At 64.7% G+C, this 16,829-nt stretch carries 19 protein-coding genes; 9 read left to right on the top strand and 10 right to left on the bottom strand.

Annotation, left to right across the window (positions count from 1 at the left end; translation table 11 throughout):
• Positions 1-45: 45 nt before the first annotated feature.
• Positions 46-693 carry an arylformamidase gene (gene kynB, locus VGL01_RS06760; protein WP_331568083.1) on the bottom strand — a complete coding sequence of 216 codons (648 nt, stop codon included), beginning with the start codon at positions 691-693 and terminating at the stop codon, positions 46-48.
• Between the two features lie 132 nt (positions 694-825).
• Between kynB and VGL01_RS06755 the strand changes: the two genes are divergently transcribed.
• On the top strand, positions 826-1,323 hold the full coding sequence (locus tag VGL01_RS06755; RefSeq protein WP_331568082.1) for an Lrp/AsnC family transcriptional regulator: 498 nt from the start codon (positions 826-828) through the stop codon (positions 1,321-1,323).
• An 83-nt stretch (positions 1,324-1,406) separates the two neighbouring features.
• Here VGL01_RS06755 and VGL01_RS06750 read toward each other — a convergent pair whose 3' ends face one another.
• Positions 1,407-1,916, bottom strand: coding sequence for a flavin reductase family protein (locus VGL01_RS06750; protein ID WP_173257317.1), 510 nt, complete (start codon positions 1,914-1,916; stop codon positions 1,407-1,409).
• A 260-nt stretch (positions 1,917-2,176) separates the two neighbouring features.
• On the opposite strand from VGL01_RS06750, the gene msrA reads away from it, so the two are divergent.
• Positions 2,177-2,728, top strand: coding sequence for a peptide-methionine (S)-S-oxide reductase MsrA (gene msrA / locus VGL01_RS06745; RefSeq protein WP_331568107.1), 552 nt, complete (start codon positions 2,177-2,179; stop codon positions 2,726-2,728).
• 50 nt (positions 2,729-2,778) lie between these two features.
• On the opposite strand, the gene VGL01_RS06740 is transcribed toward msrA, so the two are convergent.
• The 3 genes from VGL01_RS06740 to pdxH form a co-directional block, all read right to left on the bottom strand.
• Complete coding sequence (locus tag VGL01_RS06740) at positions 2,779-3,993, bottom strand: DUF72 domain-containing protein (RefSeq protein WP_414720186.1); 1,215 nt, start codon at positions 3,991-3,993, stop codon at positions 2,779-2,781.
• Positions 3,941-5,203: a cyclopropane-fatty-acyl-phospholipid synthase family protein gene (locus VGL01_RS06735; RefSeq protein ID WP_331568080.1), complete on the bottom strand. Its 1,263-nt coding sequence runs from the start codon at positions 5,201-5,203 to the stop codon at positions 3,941-3,943. The genes VGL01_RS06740 and VGL01_RS06735 overlap by 53 nt, the downstream gene beginning before the upstream one ends.
• Before the next feature lie 115 nt (positions 5,204-5,318).
• The gene (pdxH, locus tag VGL01_RS06730; protein WP_331568079.1) at positions 5,319-5,957 is read right to left on the bottom strand and encodes a pyridoxamine 5'-phosphate oxidase; all 639 of its coding nucleotides are present in this window, start codon (positions 5,955-5,957) and stop codon (positions 5,319-5,321) included.
• Between the two features lie 218 nt (positions 5,958-6,175).
• Here pdxH and VGL01_RS06725 point away from each other — a divergent pair, with 218 nt between their 5' ends.
• On the top strand, positions 6,176-7,009 hold the full coding sequence (locus tag VGL01_RS06725; protein ID WP_414720187.1) for a tRNA threonylcarbamoyladenosine dehydratase: 834 nt from the start codon (positions 6,176-6,178) through the stop codon (positions 7,007-7,009).
• A gap of 64 nt (positions 7,010-7,073) precedes the next feature.
• Here the strand turns inward: VGL01_RS06725 and trxA are convergent, their stop codons facing one another.
• The 4 genes from trxA to tsaE all read right to left on the bottom strand — a co-directional run bounded on the left by trxA (position 7,074) and on the right by tsaE (position 11,072).
• Positions 7,074-7,922, bottom strand: a complete 849-nt coding sequence (trxA, locus tag VGL01_RS06720; RefSeq protein ID WP_331568077.1) for a thioredoxin — start codon at positions 7,920-7,922, stop codon at positions 7,074-7,076.
• A 75-nt stretch (positions 7,923-7,997) separates the two neighbouring features.
• On the bottom strand, positions 7,998-8,906 hold the full coding sequence (locus VGL01_RS06715; protein ID WP_414720185.1) for a pirin family protein: 909 nt from the start codon (positions 8,904-8,906) through the stop codon (positions 7,998-8,000).
• Positions 8,907-8,979: 73 nt separating this feature from the next.
• A complete protein-coding gene (locus tag VGL01_RS06710; protein WP_331568076.1) occupies positions 8,980-10,554 on the bottom strand; it encodes an N-acetylmuramoyl-L-alanine amidase in 1,575 nt (524 codons plus the stop codon).
• Positions 10,536-11,072, bottom strand: coding sequence for a tRNA (adenosine(37)-N6)-threonylcarbamoyltransferase complex ATPase subunit type 1 TsaE (gene tsaE, locus VGL01_RS06705; RefSeq protein ID WP_331568105.1), 537 nt, complete (start codon positions 11,070-11,072; stop codon positions 10,536-10,538). Before tsaE ends, VGL01_RS06710 begins: the two co-directional genes overlap by 19 nt.
• Positions 11,073-11,115: 43 nt before the next feature.
• Here tsaE and queG point away from each other — a divergent pair, with 43 nt between their 5' ends.
• From queG to plsY, 5 genes are all read left to right on the top strand, one after another.
• The gene (gene queG, locus VGL01_RS06700; protein ID WP_331568075.1) at positions 11,116-12,414 is read left to right on the top strand and encodes a tRNA epoxyqueuosine(34) reductase QueG; all 1,299 of its coding nucleotides are present in this window, start codon (positions 11,116-11,118) and stop codon (positions 12,412-12,414) included.
• A 16-nt stretch (positions 12,415-12,430) separates the two neighbouring features.
• Complete coding sequence (locus VGL01_RS06695) at positions 12,431-12,916, top strand: methylated-DNA--[protein]-cysteine S-methyltransferase (RefSeq protein WP_331568074.1); 486 nt, start codon at positions 12,431-12,433, stop codon at positions 12,914-12,916.
• Complete coding sequence (gene xerD / locus VGL01_RS06690; RefSeq protein WP_331568073.1) at positions 12,913-13,863, top strand: site-specific tyrosine recombinase XerD; 951 nt, start codon at positions 12,913-12,915, stop codon at positions 13,861-13,863. Before VGL01_RS06695 ends, xerD begins: the two co-directional genes overlap by 4 nt.
• A gap of 34 nt (positions 13,864-13,897) precedes the next feature.
• Positions 13,898-14,389: a Cys-tRNA(Pro) deacylase gene (gene ybaK / locus VGL01_RS06685; protein WP_331568072.1), complete on the top strand. Its 492-nt coding sequence runs from the start codon at positions 13,898-13,900 to the stop codon at positions 14,387-14,389.
• Positions 14,390-14,463: 74 nt separating this feature from the next.
• Positions 14,464-15,108 carry a glycerol-3-phosphate 1-O-acyltransferase PlsY gene (gene plsY, locus VGL01_RS06680; RefSeq protein WP_331568071.1) on the top strand — a complete coding sequence of 215 codons (645 nt, stop codon included), beginning with the start codon at positions 14,464-14,466 and terminating at the stop codon, positions 15,106-15,108.
• A gap of 34 nt (positions 15,109-15,142) precedes the next feature.
• Here the strand turns inward: plsY and VGL01_RS06675 are convergent, their stop codons facing one another.
• Positions 15,143-15,628 carry a YajQ family cyclic di-GMP-binding protein gene (locus VGL01_RS06675; RefSeq protein ID WP_331568070.1) on the bottom strand — a complete coding sequence of 162 codons (486 nt, stop codon included), beginning with the start codon at positions 15,626-15,628 and terminating at the stop codon, positions 15,143-15,145.
• 149 nt (positions 15,629-15,777) lie between these two features.
• Here VGL01_RS06675 and murB point away from each other — a divergent pair, with 149 nt between their 5' ends.
• On the top strand, positions 15,778-16,809 hold the full coding sequence (gene murB, locus VGL01_RS06670) for a UDP-N-acetylmuramate dehydrogenase (protein WP_331568069.1): 1,032 nt from the start codon (positions 15,778-15,780) through the stop codon (positions 16,807-16,809).
• Positions 16,810-16,829: the final 20 nt, after the last annotated feature.

Here is a 16,829-nt window from a genome sequence, read left to right as displayed (position 1 = left end):
GCGGCAGGAAACGAACGGGTCGGAAGGCGGATCGATCGATAGACTTTAGCCGCGCTTGTCGGGCAACGCGCGCAAGACCGCGCGCACGGGGCTTGCGTCGAGCGTCGTCAATTTGAGCGGCAGCGCGATCAGTTCGTAATCGCCGGGCTCGATCGCGTCCAGCACGAGCCCTTCGAGAATCGCCATTCCGTGGGCGCGCACGCGTCCATGAGCGTCCATCGTTTTGGATGTCTGAGGGTCGAGCGACGGCGTATCGATACCGATCAGCATCACGCCGCTTTGCGCGAGCAGATCGAGCGTCTCCGGCGCCACAGCGCAAAACGCATCGTCCCATGCGTCGACAGGTGCCCGCTCGTAAGTTCGCAGCAGCACGCGCGGGGGCGTGCCGTCGAGTTGCGCCGCCAGATGCGCCGGCGTCACGAGCGGCGCGGCGCCTATGCAATGGATCACCCGGCAAGTGCCGAGGTATGGCGCAAGGCCAACCGCCCCGATCGGGGCGCCGTGAGCGTCGTAGTGCAGCGGCGCGTCCGCGTGCGCGCCCGTATGCGGTGAGAGGGTCATCCGTGCGACATTGACCGGCGAACCCGCGTCCATTTTCCAGACGCGTTCAATCGTGACCGGCGTATCGCCCGGCCAGACCGGTGTGTGTGCTTCGACGGGCGGCGAAATATCCCAGAGCCTGCGATTGTCCATTTTGGCGGGTGGTGAATAAGAACGGATGCTTCGATGATAAGCGCCCAGGCGCGCAAGGTGCTTGCGAAATCATCGCGCCAAGCGCGCTAGACTAGAAGATAATTCGATATAAGCATCGAAATGGGGGCAAAAATGAACGCGATCTCGCTCGACGCCACGGATTGCCGCATTCTGAGTGTGCTGCAAAACGAGGGCCGCATCAGCAATCTCGATCTCGCGGAAAGAATTTCGCTATCGCCGTCAGCGTGTTTGCGCCGGTTGCGTTTGTTGGAGGAGCAGGGCGTCATCGAGCGTTACCGGGCGTGTCTGAACCGCGAGGCGCTCGGGCTCGAGCTCGAGGCATTCGTGCAGGTTTCGATGCGCAACGATCAGGAGAACTGGCATGAGCGCTTCGCCACGGCCGTGCGCGAGTGGCCCGAAGTGGTTGCGGCCTTCGTCGTGACGGGCGAGAGCCATTATCTGCTGCGCGTGCTCGCGCATAGCCTCAAGCATTACTCCGATTTCGTGCTTTCGAAGCTCTACAAGGCGCCCGGCGTGATGGATATCCGGTCGAACATCGTCCTTCAAACGCTCAAGGAAGACTCCGGCGTGCCGGTGACGCTGACGCCGACGCCGACGCCGCCGCACTGAGCGAGGTCGCTGCCGCGGAGCGGTCATTATTCACGCCGATATCAGACCCTCGCCGAGGTTTGAAGGCGTTGTCGCGCCGTGTTTCAACGCGGCTTCAATCCGTGGAATGCACCGCCGTGGAAAACGAGCGGGGCCATGCTTTCGGCGTCCGGATGGACGCCGCAGCGCTCGACTTCTCCCACGAAAATCACGTGGTCCCCTTCGTCGTAGCGGCTGCGGTTATGGCATTCGAACCATGCGAGCGCGCCGTCGAGCACGGGCATGCCCGTGCCGCCCGCCGCGTGCGACACACCCGCGAACCGGTCGCCCTTGACCGTGGCAAAGCGCTGACAGAGATCGTATTGCGTTTCCGATAGCACGTTGACCACGTAATGGCTATTGCTGCGAAACACCGGCATCGATGCGGACCGGGTCGCGAGACTCCAGAGCACGAGGGGCGGATCGAGCGATACCGAATTGAACGAACTCGCCGTGATACCGATCAACTGGCCGGAGGGGGCGCGGGTGGTGATGACGGTGACGCCCGTGGCGAACTGTCCAAGCGCGCGGCGGAACATTCCCGAATCGAAGTCGGGTGGGCTCGCATGCTTCATCGGCGTGACTCCCGGCGGCGGGATCGTGGACGAGCTTGTGGCGTGGACAGGCGGGGAAGGAACAGCTGGAGTGAAGAGTCGAAGGTCATGGTGCGAAAAGGCGAATAGGCGAAATTCTAATGGAATCCGGACATTTCGCCGCGCATTCGGGTCAGCCGGGGGCTCGAGCGCTCCGCCGCACATAAAACGCACTAAGCTTTTAGAATCCGTTTGTGAGCGAATACACCGAAGCGCATACGCTCGTCGACAGGGAGACAGTCATGACTGAGCCGATGGAAACCGCTACGTTGGGCGGAGGTTGTTTCTGGTGTCTGGAAGCGGTTTATGTCGATCTCGACGGCGTCGTTTCCGTCGAATCGGGGTATGCGGGCGGCAACGTCCCGCGTCCGAGCTACGAGCAGGTGTGCGACGGCGGGACCGGCCACGCCGAAGTGGTCAAGGTTCAATTCGACCCCAGGAAGATCAGCTACCGCGAGATCCTCCAGGTATTTTTTTCGATCCACGATCCGACGCAGCTCAACAGACAGGGCAACGACGTGGGGACGCAATATCGATCGATCATCTTCACGCACTCCGATACGCAACGCGACATTGCGCGGGAGGTCATGGACGAACTCGAGCAGGAGCACGTGTATGACAAACCGATCGTGACCGAAGTCCGCTCCCTCGACGACAATTATTGGCCCGCCGAGGCCTATCACCAGAATTACTTTGCGCAACATCCCGAGCAGGGGTACTGCGCGTTCGTCGTGGCCCCGAAAGTGGCCAAGTTCCGGGCCAAGTTCGCCAGCTGGACACGCTCCGGCGCTTGACGGCAACGGCTTGGAGGTGCGAACGATTCGTGCCGGTGCTGACGCCGTCGTCAGCGCTCGCTCTGCTCGACGCCCGCGTTCCCACCAGTCCTTTCTTCGCGCAGTCGCTCGCAAGCCGCTGCTATCTCTCGAGCAAGCGCAGCGCACGAAAGCGGGGCGGAGCCCTCCGCCTTGTTGTTGACGATGATGAGTACCGGCTGGCCGGCCAACGCATAACGCGCGGCCAGCTCCGCGAGCGAATGCCGCGTGGCGGGGTCTTCGTCGACGAGTCGATTGAACGGCTCGTACTTTGCCTTCGCCTGCTCGTATTTGAATCCGCTGTGCAGGCTCCAGCGAACGACGAGCGGGCCGGCTGGCTCGTCGCCGTCCATGAGGGCGAGGGCCGCGGCCTGGCGCAACGCCTCGGGCATGCGCGCGTGCAGCCCGACGCAATAACGCACACCGCGCTCGCGCAGCATGCGGATGAGCCGCGGCGTCAACAGGCACGCATCGCGTATCTCGAGCGCGTAGCAAGGGCCCGGTGCTTCATCGGTACCGCTGGGTAGCGGCGGCAACGCGGCAAAGAAGGCGGCGAGCCGTTCGACCCATGCCGCCGGCTCGGCGAGCATGCGTTCGGGCATGGGCGAAAACTGAAAAACAAGCACGCCGGCTTTGGCGCCAAGGCCGGCCAGGCACGGCTCAACGAATTCGCGAGCGGCCAGGCCCGCATCGAGAAAGCAGGGATTGTCGGCGACGGGCTCGCCGCGTTCGCCCCGCACCGTCGCATCCGTCACCGATGCCGGTGCCTTGACGATGAAACGAAAATCGTCGGCTACTTGCTGCGCGTAACGCAGATAGTCGGCGATGGAAAGCGGCGCGTAAAACGATCGATCGAGGCTGACCGTGCGTAGCAGCGGATGGATGCCGTAGGCGGCGAGCCCGTCGCGGGAGAGCTTCGAATCGCTGTAGGCTTCGCCGTAGACGATGCCTTCCCAGCCCGGAAACGACCACGAGGATGTTCCGAGGCGAATCTGCGGCGGCAAGCTGCCAGCCAGCTCGCCGAGCTCGGGCGGGAGCGCGGCCGGCAGCACGGCCCGCGCGCGGCGCCCGCCCTTGGAGGGAGTCGCGGCGCTGGCGCGAGCCGGTTCGGTATGGTCAGGCTCCCCCGAGGTTCGCGGCGCGCCGTCGGGCGCCGGCAGTGCACCAAAGAGATCGAATTGTGGGTCTTCTTTGCTATCGTCCATCGATGGCCGCAACGGGCGCGGTACTCGTACGCGTTTCTCCAAGCGGCCGATCGTACATGTAGCGGCGGGACCACGGCAACGTCTGCGCGCTGCGTCCGGCTCGGCGGCAGACGATTTGATAGATCGATACGTCGTCGTGCTCGAACGCATAGGCGCAGCCGGCGAGATAGAGCCGCCAGATGCGGAATTTCTCGTCATCGACGAGCTTGCGCGCTTCGTCCGCGTAGGTCTCGAAATTTTCGGTCCAGATGTTGAGCGTGCGTGCGTAGTGCCGGCGCAGGCTTTCGATATCGACGGCTTCGAGGCCGCCGCGCTGCAGCGATTCGAGCGCGAGGCTGATATGAGGCAACTCGCCGTCGGGGAACACGTAGCGATCGATGAATTCGCCGCCCCCGAGTGCGGTTTCGCCGCTATCGTAGTCCGTCGACGTAATGCCGTGATTCATGGCGATGCCGTCTTCGGCGAGCAACTCCCGAACCTTCGCGAAATACGTCGGAAGATTCTTGCGCCCGACGTGCTCGAACATCCCGACGCTCGTCACGCGATCGAACTGTCCCGGGATGTCGCGGTAGTCCTGCAGACGAATTTCGATGCGATCGACGAGGCCCGCCGCTTTGACCCGTTCCGTCGCCAGATCGAACTGGTTTTGCGACAGCGTCACGCCGACGCACTTCGCGCCGAACTTGCTGGCCGCGCGCAGCACGAGCGCCCCCCATCCGCAGCCGATGTCGAGCAACCGCTGCCCTGGCTGCAATTGAATCTTGGTGAGGATATGGTCGATCTTCTTCAACTGTGCCGTGGCGAGATCCTCGTCGCCGTTTTCGAAGTAGGCACACGAATAGACCATGTTCTCGTCGAGCCAGAGCTGATAGAACGCGTTCGAAACGTCGTAATGATATTGAATGGCCTTTTTGTCCGACGATTTCGTGTGATTGAAATAGCGCCGCACGCGAGCGAGCTTACTGGCGCCCGTAATGGTGTTTTTTGCGAGCGAATAGCCGATCGAAATGATGTCCGAGAGTTTGCCCTCGATATCGATCTTGCCCTTCACATACGCTTCGCCGAGGTTATCGAGACTCGGTTCGAGCAGGAGCGGCAATGCCGAGGCGTGGTTCACCTTCAGCGTAACTTGCGGCGCGGCGAAACTGCCGAAGTCGTGCTGCTGCCCATCCCAAAGAACGAGGCGCGCGGGCAGATTCGTCGTCGCCCGCACGTCTTCCACCCACTGCGCCAGCTTCTTTTCCCAGAACATGCGAGATTCTCCGTGTCCGTTGAAATGAATAGCAAAGCTAAGCAAAACAACCATGTCCGGCGCTCGGAGCATCGGCATGGTCTGGACTTCGAAAACACTCCGTTTCAATCTTCTGTCATGGCGACAGGCGTGAGATCTGCCAGCTCGCGTCGGCATTGCGCGTGTACACAATGCGGTCGTGCAAACGAGACGGTCGACCTTGCCAGAATTCCATCCTCGCCGGCACGACGCGGTAGCCTCCCCACTGCGGCGGGCGCGGGGGATTGTCGCCGAATCGCTCGGCAAACGCTTGTTCACGCTCCTCGAGCACTGTCCGGCCGGCGATTTCGCGGCTTTGCTCGGAGGCCCATGCACCGATGCGCGATCCGAGCGGGCGCGACGCGAAATAGGCATCGCTCTCCTGCGCGCTCGTTTTCTCGATCGTGCCTTCGATGCGCACCTGACGCTCGAGCTCGATCCAGTAAAAAAGCAGACTTGCCCGCGGATTGATCGCCAGATCGTGGCCCTTGCGGCTTTCGTAATTGGTGAAAAAGACGAAGCCTCGCTCGTCGGCACCCTTCACAAGCACGATACGGGCCGACGGCTGCCCCTGCTCGTCCACGGTGGCAAGCGTCATCGCGTTCGGCTCGGGCACCTGGGCGTCGAGGGCCTGTTGGAACCAGAGCTGGAACTGGCGGATCGGATCGGGCTCGACATCGTGTTCGTCGAGCGATCCGCGCGCGTATTCGTTGCGAAGTTCAGCAAGAGTGATCATCTTCTTATGTGACCGCTTCAGTCGACTCAAGTATAGCCAAGGCCGAAAAAACGTGCGCGACCGTGCTCGTGTCGTCTGTTCGAAGCAACGGCCGGGGCACGCTATCGGGCACAATAGACCCCTCGAGCGCAGTCTTTCTCCGTAATTTCGACCGCGGTTTTCACGCAGCTTTCACTTTACGCATCATGTCCGCCACTCAGGGAACGAGCCCAGATCTTATCCATCCCCCGCGCACCGAGCATGATCTCGATCATGCGGACCGTGCACGGCGCTTCGGCGGGGTGGGGCGGCTCTACGGCGCTCCCGCCCTGGCCGCATTCGAGCGGGCGCATGTGGCCGTCATCGGGATCGGCGGCGTGGGCTCGTGGGTGGCGGAGGCGCTTGCGCGCAGCGCGATCGGCACGCTTACGCTGGTCGATCTCGATAACGTGGCCGAGAGCAACACGAACCGCCAGATCCATGCACTCGACGGCAATTTCGGCAAGCCGAAAGTCGAGGCGATGGCCGAACGCATCCGCCTCATCGACCGGGCTTGCGACGTGCGCCTCGTCGAGGACTTCGCCGAACCGGACAACTTCGAGACGCTCTTCGGCGGCAGGCTCGATTACATCGTCGATGCCATCGACAGCGTGCGCACCAAGACGGCGCTCATCGCCTGGTGCGTGGCCCGCGGACAACCGCTCATCACCGTGGGCGGCGCGGGCGGCCAGCTCGATCCGACGCGCATTCGCATCGACGATCTCGCATCGACGGTTCAAGATCCGCTGCTCTCGAAAGTGCGCGCGCAATTGCGCAAGCACCACGGTTTCCCGCGCGGACCGAAGGCGAAGTTCAAGGTCAGTGCCGTCTATTCGGACGAGCCGCTCATCTATCCCGAGGCGGCGGTATGCGACATGGACGATGTCGCCCAGCATCTGGAAGCGTCGCCCGGGCATGCGGGGCCGATCGGCCTGAATTGCGCCGGATTCGGCTCGAGCGTGTGCGTGACCGCGAGCTTCGGTTTTGCGGCGGCCGCGCACGTGCTGGCGGCGCTTGCGAAGGCCGCTGGATAGGCAAAGCGGCGGCGGCTGCCAAAGGGCGTTCCCGCGCCGCGCCGCGCCGCCGCAGCGCCTTTCGTTAATGGAGGGCCGCGCTGAGCTTACGCCGCCATTCGGCCACGAGCTCGGGCTGGTGCGCAGCGAGATCGAAGACCGAGAGCATCGTCTTGCGTCCGATGTCGTCGCGGAACGTCCGGTCCCGCTTGACGATCTCGAGCAAGTGCGCGAGCGCCCCACCGTAATCCCGCCGCGCGATCAGCGCGCTCGCGAGGTCGAAGCGGGCTTCGAGATCGCCCGGATTCGTCGCGATGCGCGCCTCCAGTGCATCGGTCGGCGGCAGCTCGGCTGCCGCGTCGAGCGCGTCCAGCCGCGTTTTCACCGTGTTATACCGCACGTCGATGCCTTGCTTCGTCTTGTCCGAAAGGCGCTCGACTTCGGTACGCGCCTCGTCGATGCGCTCGTCGTCGAGCAGTACCTGGATCAAGTCCAGCCGGGCAGAGTCGTTGCCGGGCTCGAGTGCCAGTGCGGTTTGCAGGTGATCGATCGCCACGTCGCGCTGACCGTTGCTCAGCGCCGCGAGCGCGCGCTTATGCTCGGTTTGCGCCGCATTGGGCACGAGCCGATCGAGAAATGCGCGCAACTGACTTTCGGGCAATACGCCGATGAATTGGTCGACAGGCTGACCATCGGCGAATGCCACGACATGCGGAATGCTGCGCACTTGAAAGTGGGCCGCCAGTTGCGGGTTTTCGTCGACGTTGACCTGCACGAGGCGCCATTTGCCGGCGTAGTCCTGCTCGAGCTTCTCGAGCAGCGGGCCGAGCGTCTTGCACGGACCGCACCACGGCGCCCAAAAATCGACGAGGACCGGGACGAGCTTGGACGCCTCGATCACATCCTGTTCGAAAGTGGCCAAAGTGGTGTTCATCGCATCCTCGTTTGCAGTGGACCTGCGGCTCAGATTGGGACCGGCCCCCCGCATTTCAACCCTGCGCCCACCGCCTCACCGGTGCGGGCGCTCGGGAAGCGGGATCCACTCCGTCTCGCCTTCGATGCGGCCCATCGTCTGCTCGCTCCATGCGCGCTTGGCGGCCTCGATCTTTTCGCGCGAGCTGGCCACGAAGTTCCATTCGATGAAACGCTCGCCCGTCAGTTTCGCGCCGCCAAGCAGCATCGCGGTAGCCCCGCCGGTGCTGGCAAGCGTCGCCGTCTCGCCGGGGCTCAGCACCGCCATATGGCCCAGCGGCAGCGGCATGCCGTCGATCGCGAGGTCGCCGTCGACGAGATAGACGCCGCGCTCGTCGTGCTCGGCGTCGAGCGCCAGTGCGCTTGCGGGCGCGAAGCGCGCCGCCGCGTACAGCGTGGGGGAGAACGTGCGCACGGGCGAGCGCGCGCCGAAGGCAGAGCCCGCGATCACATCGAGCGTGACGCCGCCGCGCTCGATACGCGGCAGTGTCGCGGCCGCGTGATGCTCGAATGCAGGCTCGATCGTTTCATGCTCGAGCGGCAGCGCCACCCAGGTCTGAATACCGTGCATGCGCGGTCCGCGGGCTCGCTCCTCGGGCGGGGTCCGCTCGGAGTGGACGATGCCGCGTCCCGCCGTCATCCAGTTGACGTCGCCCGGCACGATCGTCTGCACGGAACCGATGCTGTCGCGATGAACGATGGCGCCTTCGAACAGGTAGGTCACCGTCGCAAGACCGATATGCGGGTGCGGGCGCACATCGAGGCCCGCGCCGGGCGCAAGCGCGGCGGGGCCCATGTGATCGAAGAAGATGAAGGGACCGACGAGCCGCGCGGCGAGCGCGGGCAGCACGCGCCGCACGGCGAAACCGCCGATGTCGCGCTGCGAAGGCTTGAGGACCGCTCTGACCGACTCGGGCAGCGGTGACGATTCCGGTACAGGCGACATGGCAGGCTCCGTGGCGACACGCCGTTGCGCGACGACGTCATTGTACCGGGGCGTCTGTGTCGACCTGTGTCGATCAGGTCATGCGGCTCTTGGCGAGCGGCGGATTGGCCGCGAAATAGCGTTTGATGCCTTTCAGGATCGCGCTCGCCATTTGATTGCGATAGTTCTCGTCGTTCAGGCGCGCTTCTTCCTCGGGATTGCTGATGAAAGCCGTTTCGACGAGGATCGAGGGGATATCGGGCGCCTTCAGCACCGCGAAGCCGGCTTGCTCGACAGAACCCTTGTGCAGCTTGTTGATGTCGCCGATTTCGCGCAGCACGAAGGACCCATAGCGCAGCGAATCGCGGATCTGCGCCGTGGTCGACATATCGAACAGCGCGCGATTCACGGTTTCGTCCGCTGTCTTGACGTTGATCCCGCCGATCAGATCGGACGCGTTTTCCTTGTTCGCCATCCAGCGTGCCGCCGCGCTCGAGGCGCCGTGCTCCGAGAGCGCGAACACGGACGAGCCGCGCGCCGCCGGGGTCGTGAATGCGTCGGCGTGGATGGAGACGAAAAGATCCGCGCTGACGCGCCGTGCTTTTTGCACGCGAACGTTCAGGGGCACGAAAAAGTCCGCATCGCGCGTCATCATCGCGCGCATGTTGGGCTGCGCGTCGATCAGCGCGCGCAGCTTCTTCGCGACGTCGAGTGCAATGTGTTTTTCGTAGGTGCCCGCGCTGCCGATCGCGCCTGGGTCTTCGCCGCCATGGCCCGGGTCGATGGCGACGGTCAGCAGCCGAACCGTGCGTCCGGGTTTCGGCGTCGAAAACGGGTAGGCTTCGTCCCCCAATCCGTCATCGCCATTGCGCGCAAGCGCGCTGTCCGAGCCATCGCCAGTCGTCTGGCCGCCACCGGCTTCCTTGCCGCCCTTGCCGTGGGTGAAGCTACCCGGCTTGCGCGCGGACGGTGCGTTGCCGCCGCCGGCATGTCCTTCCGGCGGCAGGTTCTGGGCGTAGCGCTCGAAGAACGCATCACTGTTGTCGCCGGCGGGCGGCGCACTGGGCCCCCCCAGCGGCGCCGGCGCGAGCGGCTCGTTGCCGGGCTGGTTTTCGCCGAGTTGCTTTTCCTTGCGCTCCGTCTGCGCGAGCAGGTCCATGAGCGGATCGGGAGCGACGGTCGGGTACAGGTCGAGCACGAGCCGGTAGCGATAGGTCCCGACGGGCGGCAGCGAAAAGACTTGCGGTTTGACTGAGCCCTTGAGGTCGAACACGAGCCGCACGACGTGGGGCTGAAACTGGCCGACGCGTACCGAGCGGATCTGCGGATCGTTCGGTGCGATCTTCGAGACGAGATCGCGCAACGCCTGATCGAGATCGAGCCCCGAGAGATCGACGACGAGCCGGTCCGGCCCCTGCAGCAGTTGCTGCGTGTTTTGCAGCGGCTGGTCCGATTCGATCGTCACGCGCGTGTAATCGCGCGCCGGCCAGACGCGCACGCCGAGCACCGAGCTCGCCAGCGCGTTGGTCGGCGCGAGCAACGGCGCGGCAAGCCCGAGGAGCAGCGTCGAGGCGCCGGCGCGCAGCACCTTGCGCCGGCGCCAGCTCGGCGCCGCCGTGGCGGCCGATTCGATCGAATGGAACGGCTTGATCAACATCTTTCTAGACATGCTTTTCCTGATTCGCTGTAGGCGCGCGCATCGAGCCGACGGCGCTCGCCCTCGGTTTCGAGCGCGAAGACCAGATCGGGCACGCCCAACAACTCGCCGGCCTTTTCCGGCCATTCGACGAGGCAGACCGCACCCGAATCGAAATACTCGCGAAAGCCGGCGTCGGCCCATTCGGCCGGGTCGGCAAACCGATAAAGATCGAAGTGATAGACGTCGAACTGGCCCCCCTCGCGCGGCAGCGCATACGGTTCGACGAGTGTGTAGGTGGGACTCCGCACGCGGCCCCGGTGTCCGAGCCCTGCAAGGGTGGCACGCACGAGCGTCGTTTTGCCGGCGCCGAGATCGCCGAGCAGTTGCACCTGCAGGCCCTCGAATGCAGGCCTGACGCGCACCGCTTCGATCGCCGTAGCAAAACGTGCGCCGAATGCTTCGGTGGCGGCGAGGTTCTCGAGCGCGAAAGTGCGCTCGAGCAGGACGCTCGCGGGCGGATGAAGCGACGAATCGGGCGCCACGGGCATTCTCGTAAAATAGCGTGATGAACGATGCACGGAACACGCCGCCATGAGCAGGAAGACGTCCGAAGCGGCAGGCGCTTCGCAGGACGCTTCGCGTCGCGAAGAGAGGGTCGCCCTTGGCTCGCGTCTCGACGATGCGGCGCTGGCGGCGCTCGCACAGCGGATCAAGGCATGGGGCAGCGAGCTTGGCTTCGGTGCGATCGGTATCAGCGATATCGATTTGTCCGAGGCCGAGGCTGGGCTCTTCGCCTGGCTCGAGGCGGGGTGCCACGGCGAGATGGATTATATGGCCAAACATGGGGTGAAACGCGCGCGGCCGGCCGAGCTTGTGGCCGGAACGCGACGGGTGATCACCGCGCGCATCGCATACATGCCGGCCGCCGTGCTCGAATCGCGCAAGGTTGAAAGCAGCTCGTCAGGCGAGGTGCCGGGCAAGCCGACCGATTCGAGCGTCAAATCGTTCAGATCGTCCATTCCGCCCGAAGACGCACCGGCCGACTGGCGCGCGCGCGAGCAAGCGCGGCTCGCCGACCCGTCGGCGGCCGTCGTGTCGATCTACGCGCGTGGCCGCGACTATCACAAGGTCATGCGCCAGCGGCTGCAGCAGTTGGCGGAGCGCATCGAGCGGGAGATCGGCGAATACGGTTACCGTGTGTTCACCGATTCCGCGCCGGTGCTCGAAGTCGAGCTCGCGCACAAGTCGCGCATCGGCTGGCGCGGCAAACACACGCTGCTGCTCGAACGCGATGCGGGCTCGCTCTTCTTTCTCGGCGAGATCTACGTGGATATTCCGCTGCCCGTCGATACCAGCGAACCGTCCCGGCCGGCCGGAGCGCACTGCGGCCATTGCACGCGCTGCATCGATGCCTGCCCGACCGGGGCGATCGTCGCGCCGTATCGGGTCGATGCGCGCCGCTGCATCTCTTACCTGACGATCGAGCTGAAGGGCAGCATCCCCGTCGAAATGCGCGCGTTGATCGGCAATCGCGTCTACGGTTGCGACGATTGCCAACTCGTGTGTCCGTGGAACAAGTTCGCGCAGGCCGCGCCCGTGGACGACTTCGACGTCCGCCACGGGCTCGATCGAGCGACGCTCGTCGAGCTGTTCGCCTGGAGCGCCGATGACTTCGATCTGCGCTTGCAAGGCAGTGCGATTCGGCGTATCGGTTACGAATGCTGGCTACGCAACCTGGCCGTCGCGCTCGGCAACGCGTTGCGCGTCGAAGGCGGCGCGGCGCTCGATGCGGCCGCTCGCGAGCGCATCGTCGCCGCATTGCGCGCGCGGGCCGGCGACGCGTCGGCGCTCGTGCGAGAGCACGTCGAATGGGCGCTCGAGGCGGCATGAGCAAAGGGGAGGGACTATGTTGAGCGCCGTGATGGACGCGCCTTTCGGCAAGGTGGGCATTCGCGTGAACGATGCGACCGGCGTCGTCGAGCTGATCGAATATCTGCCCGCGTCGGCCGAGCCGCGTGCACCGGTCTCGCCGCTGGCCCAGCGCGCCGTGGCGCAAATCGCGCGTTATTTCGAAACGGCCGATGCGTCGTTCGATCTGCCGCTTGCGGATGTCGGCACGCCTTTTCAGCGGCGCGTCTGGCAGGCGATGTGCGCGATTGCCCCGGGCGAGACGCGCACTTATGGCGACCTTGCGCGCGAGATCGATGGCGTGCCGCGCGCCGTCGGCCAAGCCTGCGGCGACAACCCGTTTCCTATCGTGATTCCGTGCCATCGCGTGGTGGCGGCGAACGGCCTCGGCGGCTTCAATCATCATGCCGGCGATGGTTTCTACCTGCGCGTCAAGCGCTGGCTCCTCGCGCATGAAAGCGCACAGCAGGCGCTCGCGCTATGAGCGAGCTTGCCGATTTCGACGCGGCGCTTCCCGCGGACGACGCGCCGGCGCCCGAAGCCGTGGCGAGCACGCAGTCGATCGACGCATTTTGCGATGCGCTCTGGCTGGAGCAAGGGCTGGCCCGCAATACGCTCGAAGCCTACCGGCGCGACTTGCGCCTGTTCGCGCAGTGGCTGGGCCGAGAGCATCGGCTGCGCATCGACGAGGCGGCCGAGCTTCATGTCAACGGCTATCTCGCCGCGCGCAGCGACGGCAAGGCGACATCGGCGAACCGGCGCCTTTCCGTGTTCCGCCGTTTTTATGCGTGGGCCATGCGCGAGCATCGCGCGAAGGCCGATCCTACACTGCGGATCCGCTCGGCTAAACAGCCGCCGCGGTTCCCGTCGACGCTGACGGAAAAGCAGGTCGAGGCCCTGCTGGCCGCGCCGCAGATCGATACGCCGCTCGGCCTGCGCGATCGCACGATGCTCGAGCTCATGTATGCGAGCGGATTGCGTGTGAGCGAGCTGGTGACGCTCAAGACTGTCGAGGTAGGGCTGAACGAAGGTGTCGTGCGCGTGATGGGCAAGGGCTCGAAAGAGCGGCTCGTTCCGTTCGGGGAAGAGGCGCACGGCTGGATCACGCGCTATCTGCGCGATGCGCGGCCTGCCTTGCTCGCGGCGCGCGGCGCCGACGCTCTTTTCGTGACCGCGCGCGCCGAGGGCATGACGCGCCAGCAGTTCTGGAACATCATCAAGCGCCACGCGCGCGCGGCCGATATTCGCGCCCCGTTGTCACCGCACACGCTGCGGCACGCGTTCGCGACGCATCTGCTGAACCACGGCGCCGATCTGCGGGTGGTGCAACTGCTGCTCGGCCACGCCGATATTTCGACGACGCAAATCTACACGCATGTGGCGCGCGAACGACTGAAGACGTTGCACGCGGCCCACCACCCGCGCGGTTGAACCGCGTGCCTGTCGGTCGCCGTACAATGCGCCGATGAACAAAACGAAACATGTGTCCGAGACCCCCGCGACGCAGTTGCTGCGCCGCCACGGCATCCGTTTCGGCGAGCACCCTTACGATTATGTCGAGCACGGCGGCACCGCCGAATCGGCGCGCCAGCTCGGCATCGACGAACACCACGTCGTCAAGACGCTCGTCATGGAGGACGAGCAGGCCAAGCCGCTCATCGTCCTGATGCACGGAGACCGCACGGTGTCGACCAAGAATCTCGCCCGGCAGATCGGCGCGAAACGTGTCGAACCCTGCAAGCCCGAGGTAGCGAGCCGGCATTCGGGCTATCTCGTCGGCGGTACATCGCCGTTCGGCACGAAAAAGTCGATGCCGGTCTATGTCGAAGCCTCGATCCTCGAACTCGATTCGATCTATCTGAATGGAGGCCGCCGCGGCTATCTGGTGAGCCTCGAGCCCCGCGTGCTGACCGCATTGCTCGATGCAAAACCGGTCCACTGCGCGAGCGTCGATTGAACGGGCGGCCGTGTTCGGTAGAATGTGCGCCGCACTCGGCCTTACGCGCACGTCACTGTTGAAAGAGCCTCTCCATGGAAATTCTCGTTGCCGCCGTTCTTGCCTATCTGATCGGCTCCATTTCGTTTGCCGTCGTGGTCAGCGCCGCGATGGGCCTGGCCGATCCGCGCTCCTATGGCTCGAAGAACCCCGGTGCGACGAACGTGCTGCGCAGCGGCAACAAGGTCGCGGCCGTGCTGACGCTGGCAGGCGATGCGTTCAAAGGCTGGCTCGCCGTCTGGCTCGCAGCGCATGTGGGTCCGCGCTACGGCCTCGATGACAATGCCGTCGCCGCCGTGGCGCTAGCGGTCTTCCTCGGCCATCTGTACCCGGTGTTTTTCAGGTTCAAGGGTGGGAAAGGGGTCGCCACGGCCGCTGGTGTTCTGCTTGCGATCAACCCGGTGCTCGGGCTCGCGACGGTGCTGACCTGGCTCATCGTTGCGTTCTTTTTTCGCTACTCGTCGCTGGCCGCGCTCGTGGCCGCCGTGTTCGCCCCGCTTTTCGACGTCTTCCTGTTTGGCCCCAACGTCGTGGCCTGGGCCGTTTTTGCGATGAGCGCGCTGCTGATCTGGCGCCATCGCGGCAATATCGGCAAGCTGATTGCCGGCAAGGAAAGCCGTATCGGCGAAAAGAAGACGCCGGCGGCACCTGGCTCGCACGCGCACCCGCGCAAGCACTGACGCGTGCTCGCGCGGCTGGCGAGCACGAGCGGGTTCAGTCGCGGAAGTTGTTGAAGTCGAGCGGCGTATCGGTCACGTCCTTGCGCAGCATCGCGATCACGCTTTGCAGATCGTCGCGTTTGGTGCCCGATACGCGCACCGCATCGCCCTGAATGCTCGCCTGGACCTTGATCTTGCTGTCCTTGACGAGTTTGACGATCTTTTTCGCCAGATCGCCCGAGACGCCCTTTTTGATCGTGACGATCTGCTTGACCTTGTCGCCGCCGATTTTCTCGATCTTGCCGTAGTCCAGAAAGCGCACGTCGACATTGCGCTTGGCCATCTTCGCGATGAGCACGTCTTTGAGCTGGCCGAGCTTGAACTCGTCATCGGCGAACATCGTCAGCTCGCGCTCTTTTTGCTCGACTCTCGAGTCGGAGCCCTTGAAATCGAAGCGCGTCGAAATTTCCTTGTTCGACTGTTCGACCGCGTTTTTCACTTCGACCATGTTGGCTTCGCAAACGACATCGAACGACGGCATAGAGGTTTCTCCCAGGGTTTGAAGCATCGGCGACGCGAACCGCGTGGCGCGGGCGTCACTCGCTATAATCACGGACCGACTGCCATTTTACCGATCCCATTCTCATTTGCCCAAGCTGCGGCGTGTCGCCGCCGCCAGGGGCCCTGCCGATGTCCGCTACCGATCCCGTCGCCTTTCTCGCGAACTACCCGCTGCGCGCGCACAACACGTTTGGCTTCGACGTCCGCGCGCGCCTAGCCTGCCGCATCGAACGCCCGGAGCAGTTCGCGCTTGCCGCGCGCGATCCCCGTGCGGCGGGCATGCGCACGCTCGTGCTTGGCAGCGGCAGCAACATCGTCTTCACGGACGATTTCGACGGACTCGCGATGATCGTCGAGCTGACCGGCAAGCGGCTCGTGCGTGAGGACGACGAGGCCTGGTACGTCCAGGCGCAGGCGGGCGAAAACTGGCACGCGTTCGTCGCGTGGACGTTGTCGATGGGCTGGCCGGGGCTCGAGAATCTCGCGTTGATTCCGGGCACCGTCGGCGCCGCGCCGATCCAGAATATCGGCGCTTACGGGCTCGAGATGTGCGAGCGGTTCGCCGCGCTGGAAGCGGTGGAACTCGCGACAGGGGCTTGCGCCGAATTCGATGCGAACGCGTGCCGTTTCGGCTATCGCGACAGCGTGTTCAAGCGCGAGGGGCGCGAGCGTTTCGCGATCGCCTCGGTCACGTTCCGTTTGCCGAAGGCGTGGACGCCGCGCGTCGATTACGCGGATCTCGCGCGCGAGCTCGACGCGCGTGGGGCTGCCCCGACTCCTCAGGCGGTGTTCGAGGCCGTGGTGGCCGTGCGTCGCGCGAAACTGCCGGATCCGCTCGTGCTCGGCAACGCGGGCAGTTTTTTCAAAAACCCGGTCGTCGACGCTTCGACCTTGGAAGCCCTGCGGGAGAAGGCGCCCGATATCGTGGCCTACCGCCAGGCTGACGGCCGGGCGAAGCTTGCGGCCGGCTGGCTCATCGACCGATGCGGCTGGAAAGGCAGGGCGATTGGGGCAGCGGCCGTACACGAGCGCCAGGCGCTCGTGCTCGTCAATCGCGGCGGGGCCACCGGTGCCGACGTGCTGGCGCTCGCTCGTGCGATTCAAGCCGATGTGCGCGAGCGGTTCGGCGTCGAACTCGAGCCCGAGCCGCTCGTGATTTGAGCATTTGAAGGCGGCGGCCC

Source organism: Trinickia sp. (assembly GCF_036503415.1).
Classification (GTDB): domain Bacteria; phylum Pseudomonadota; class Gammaproteobacteria; order Burkholderiales; family Burkholderiaceae; genus Trinickia.
This window is presented reverse-complemented; position numbering and strand designations above follow the sequence as displayed.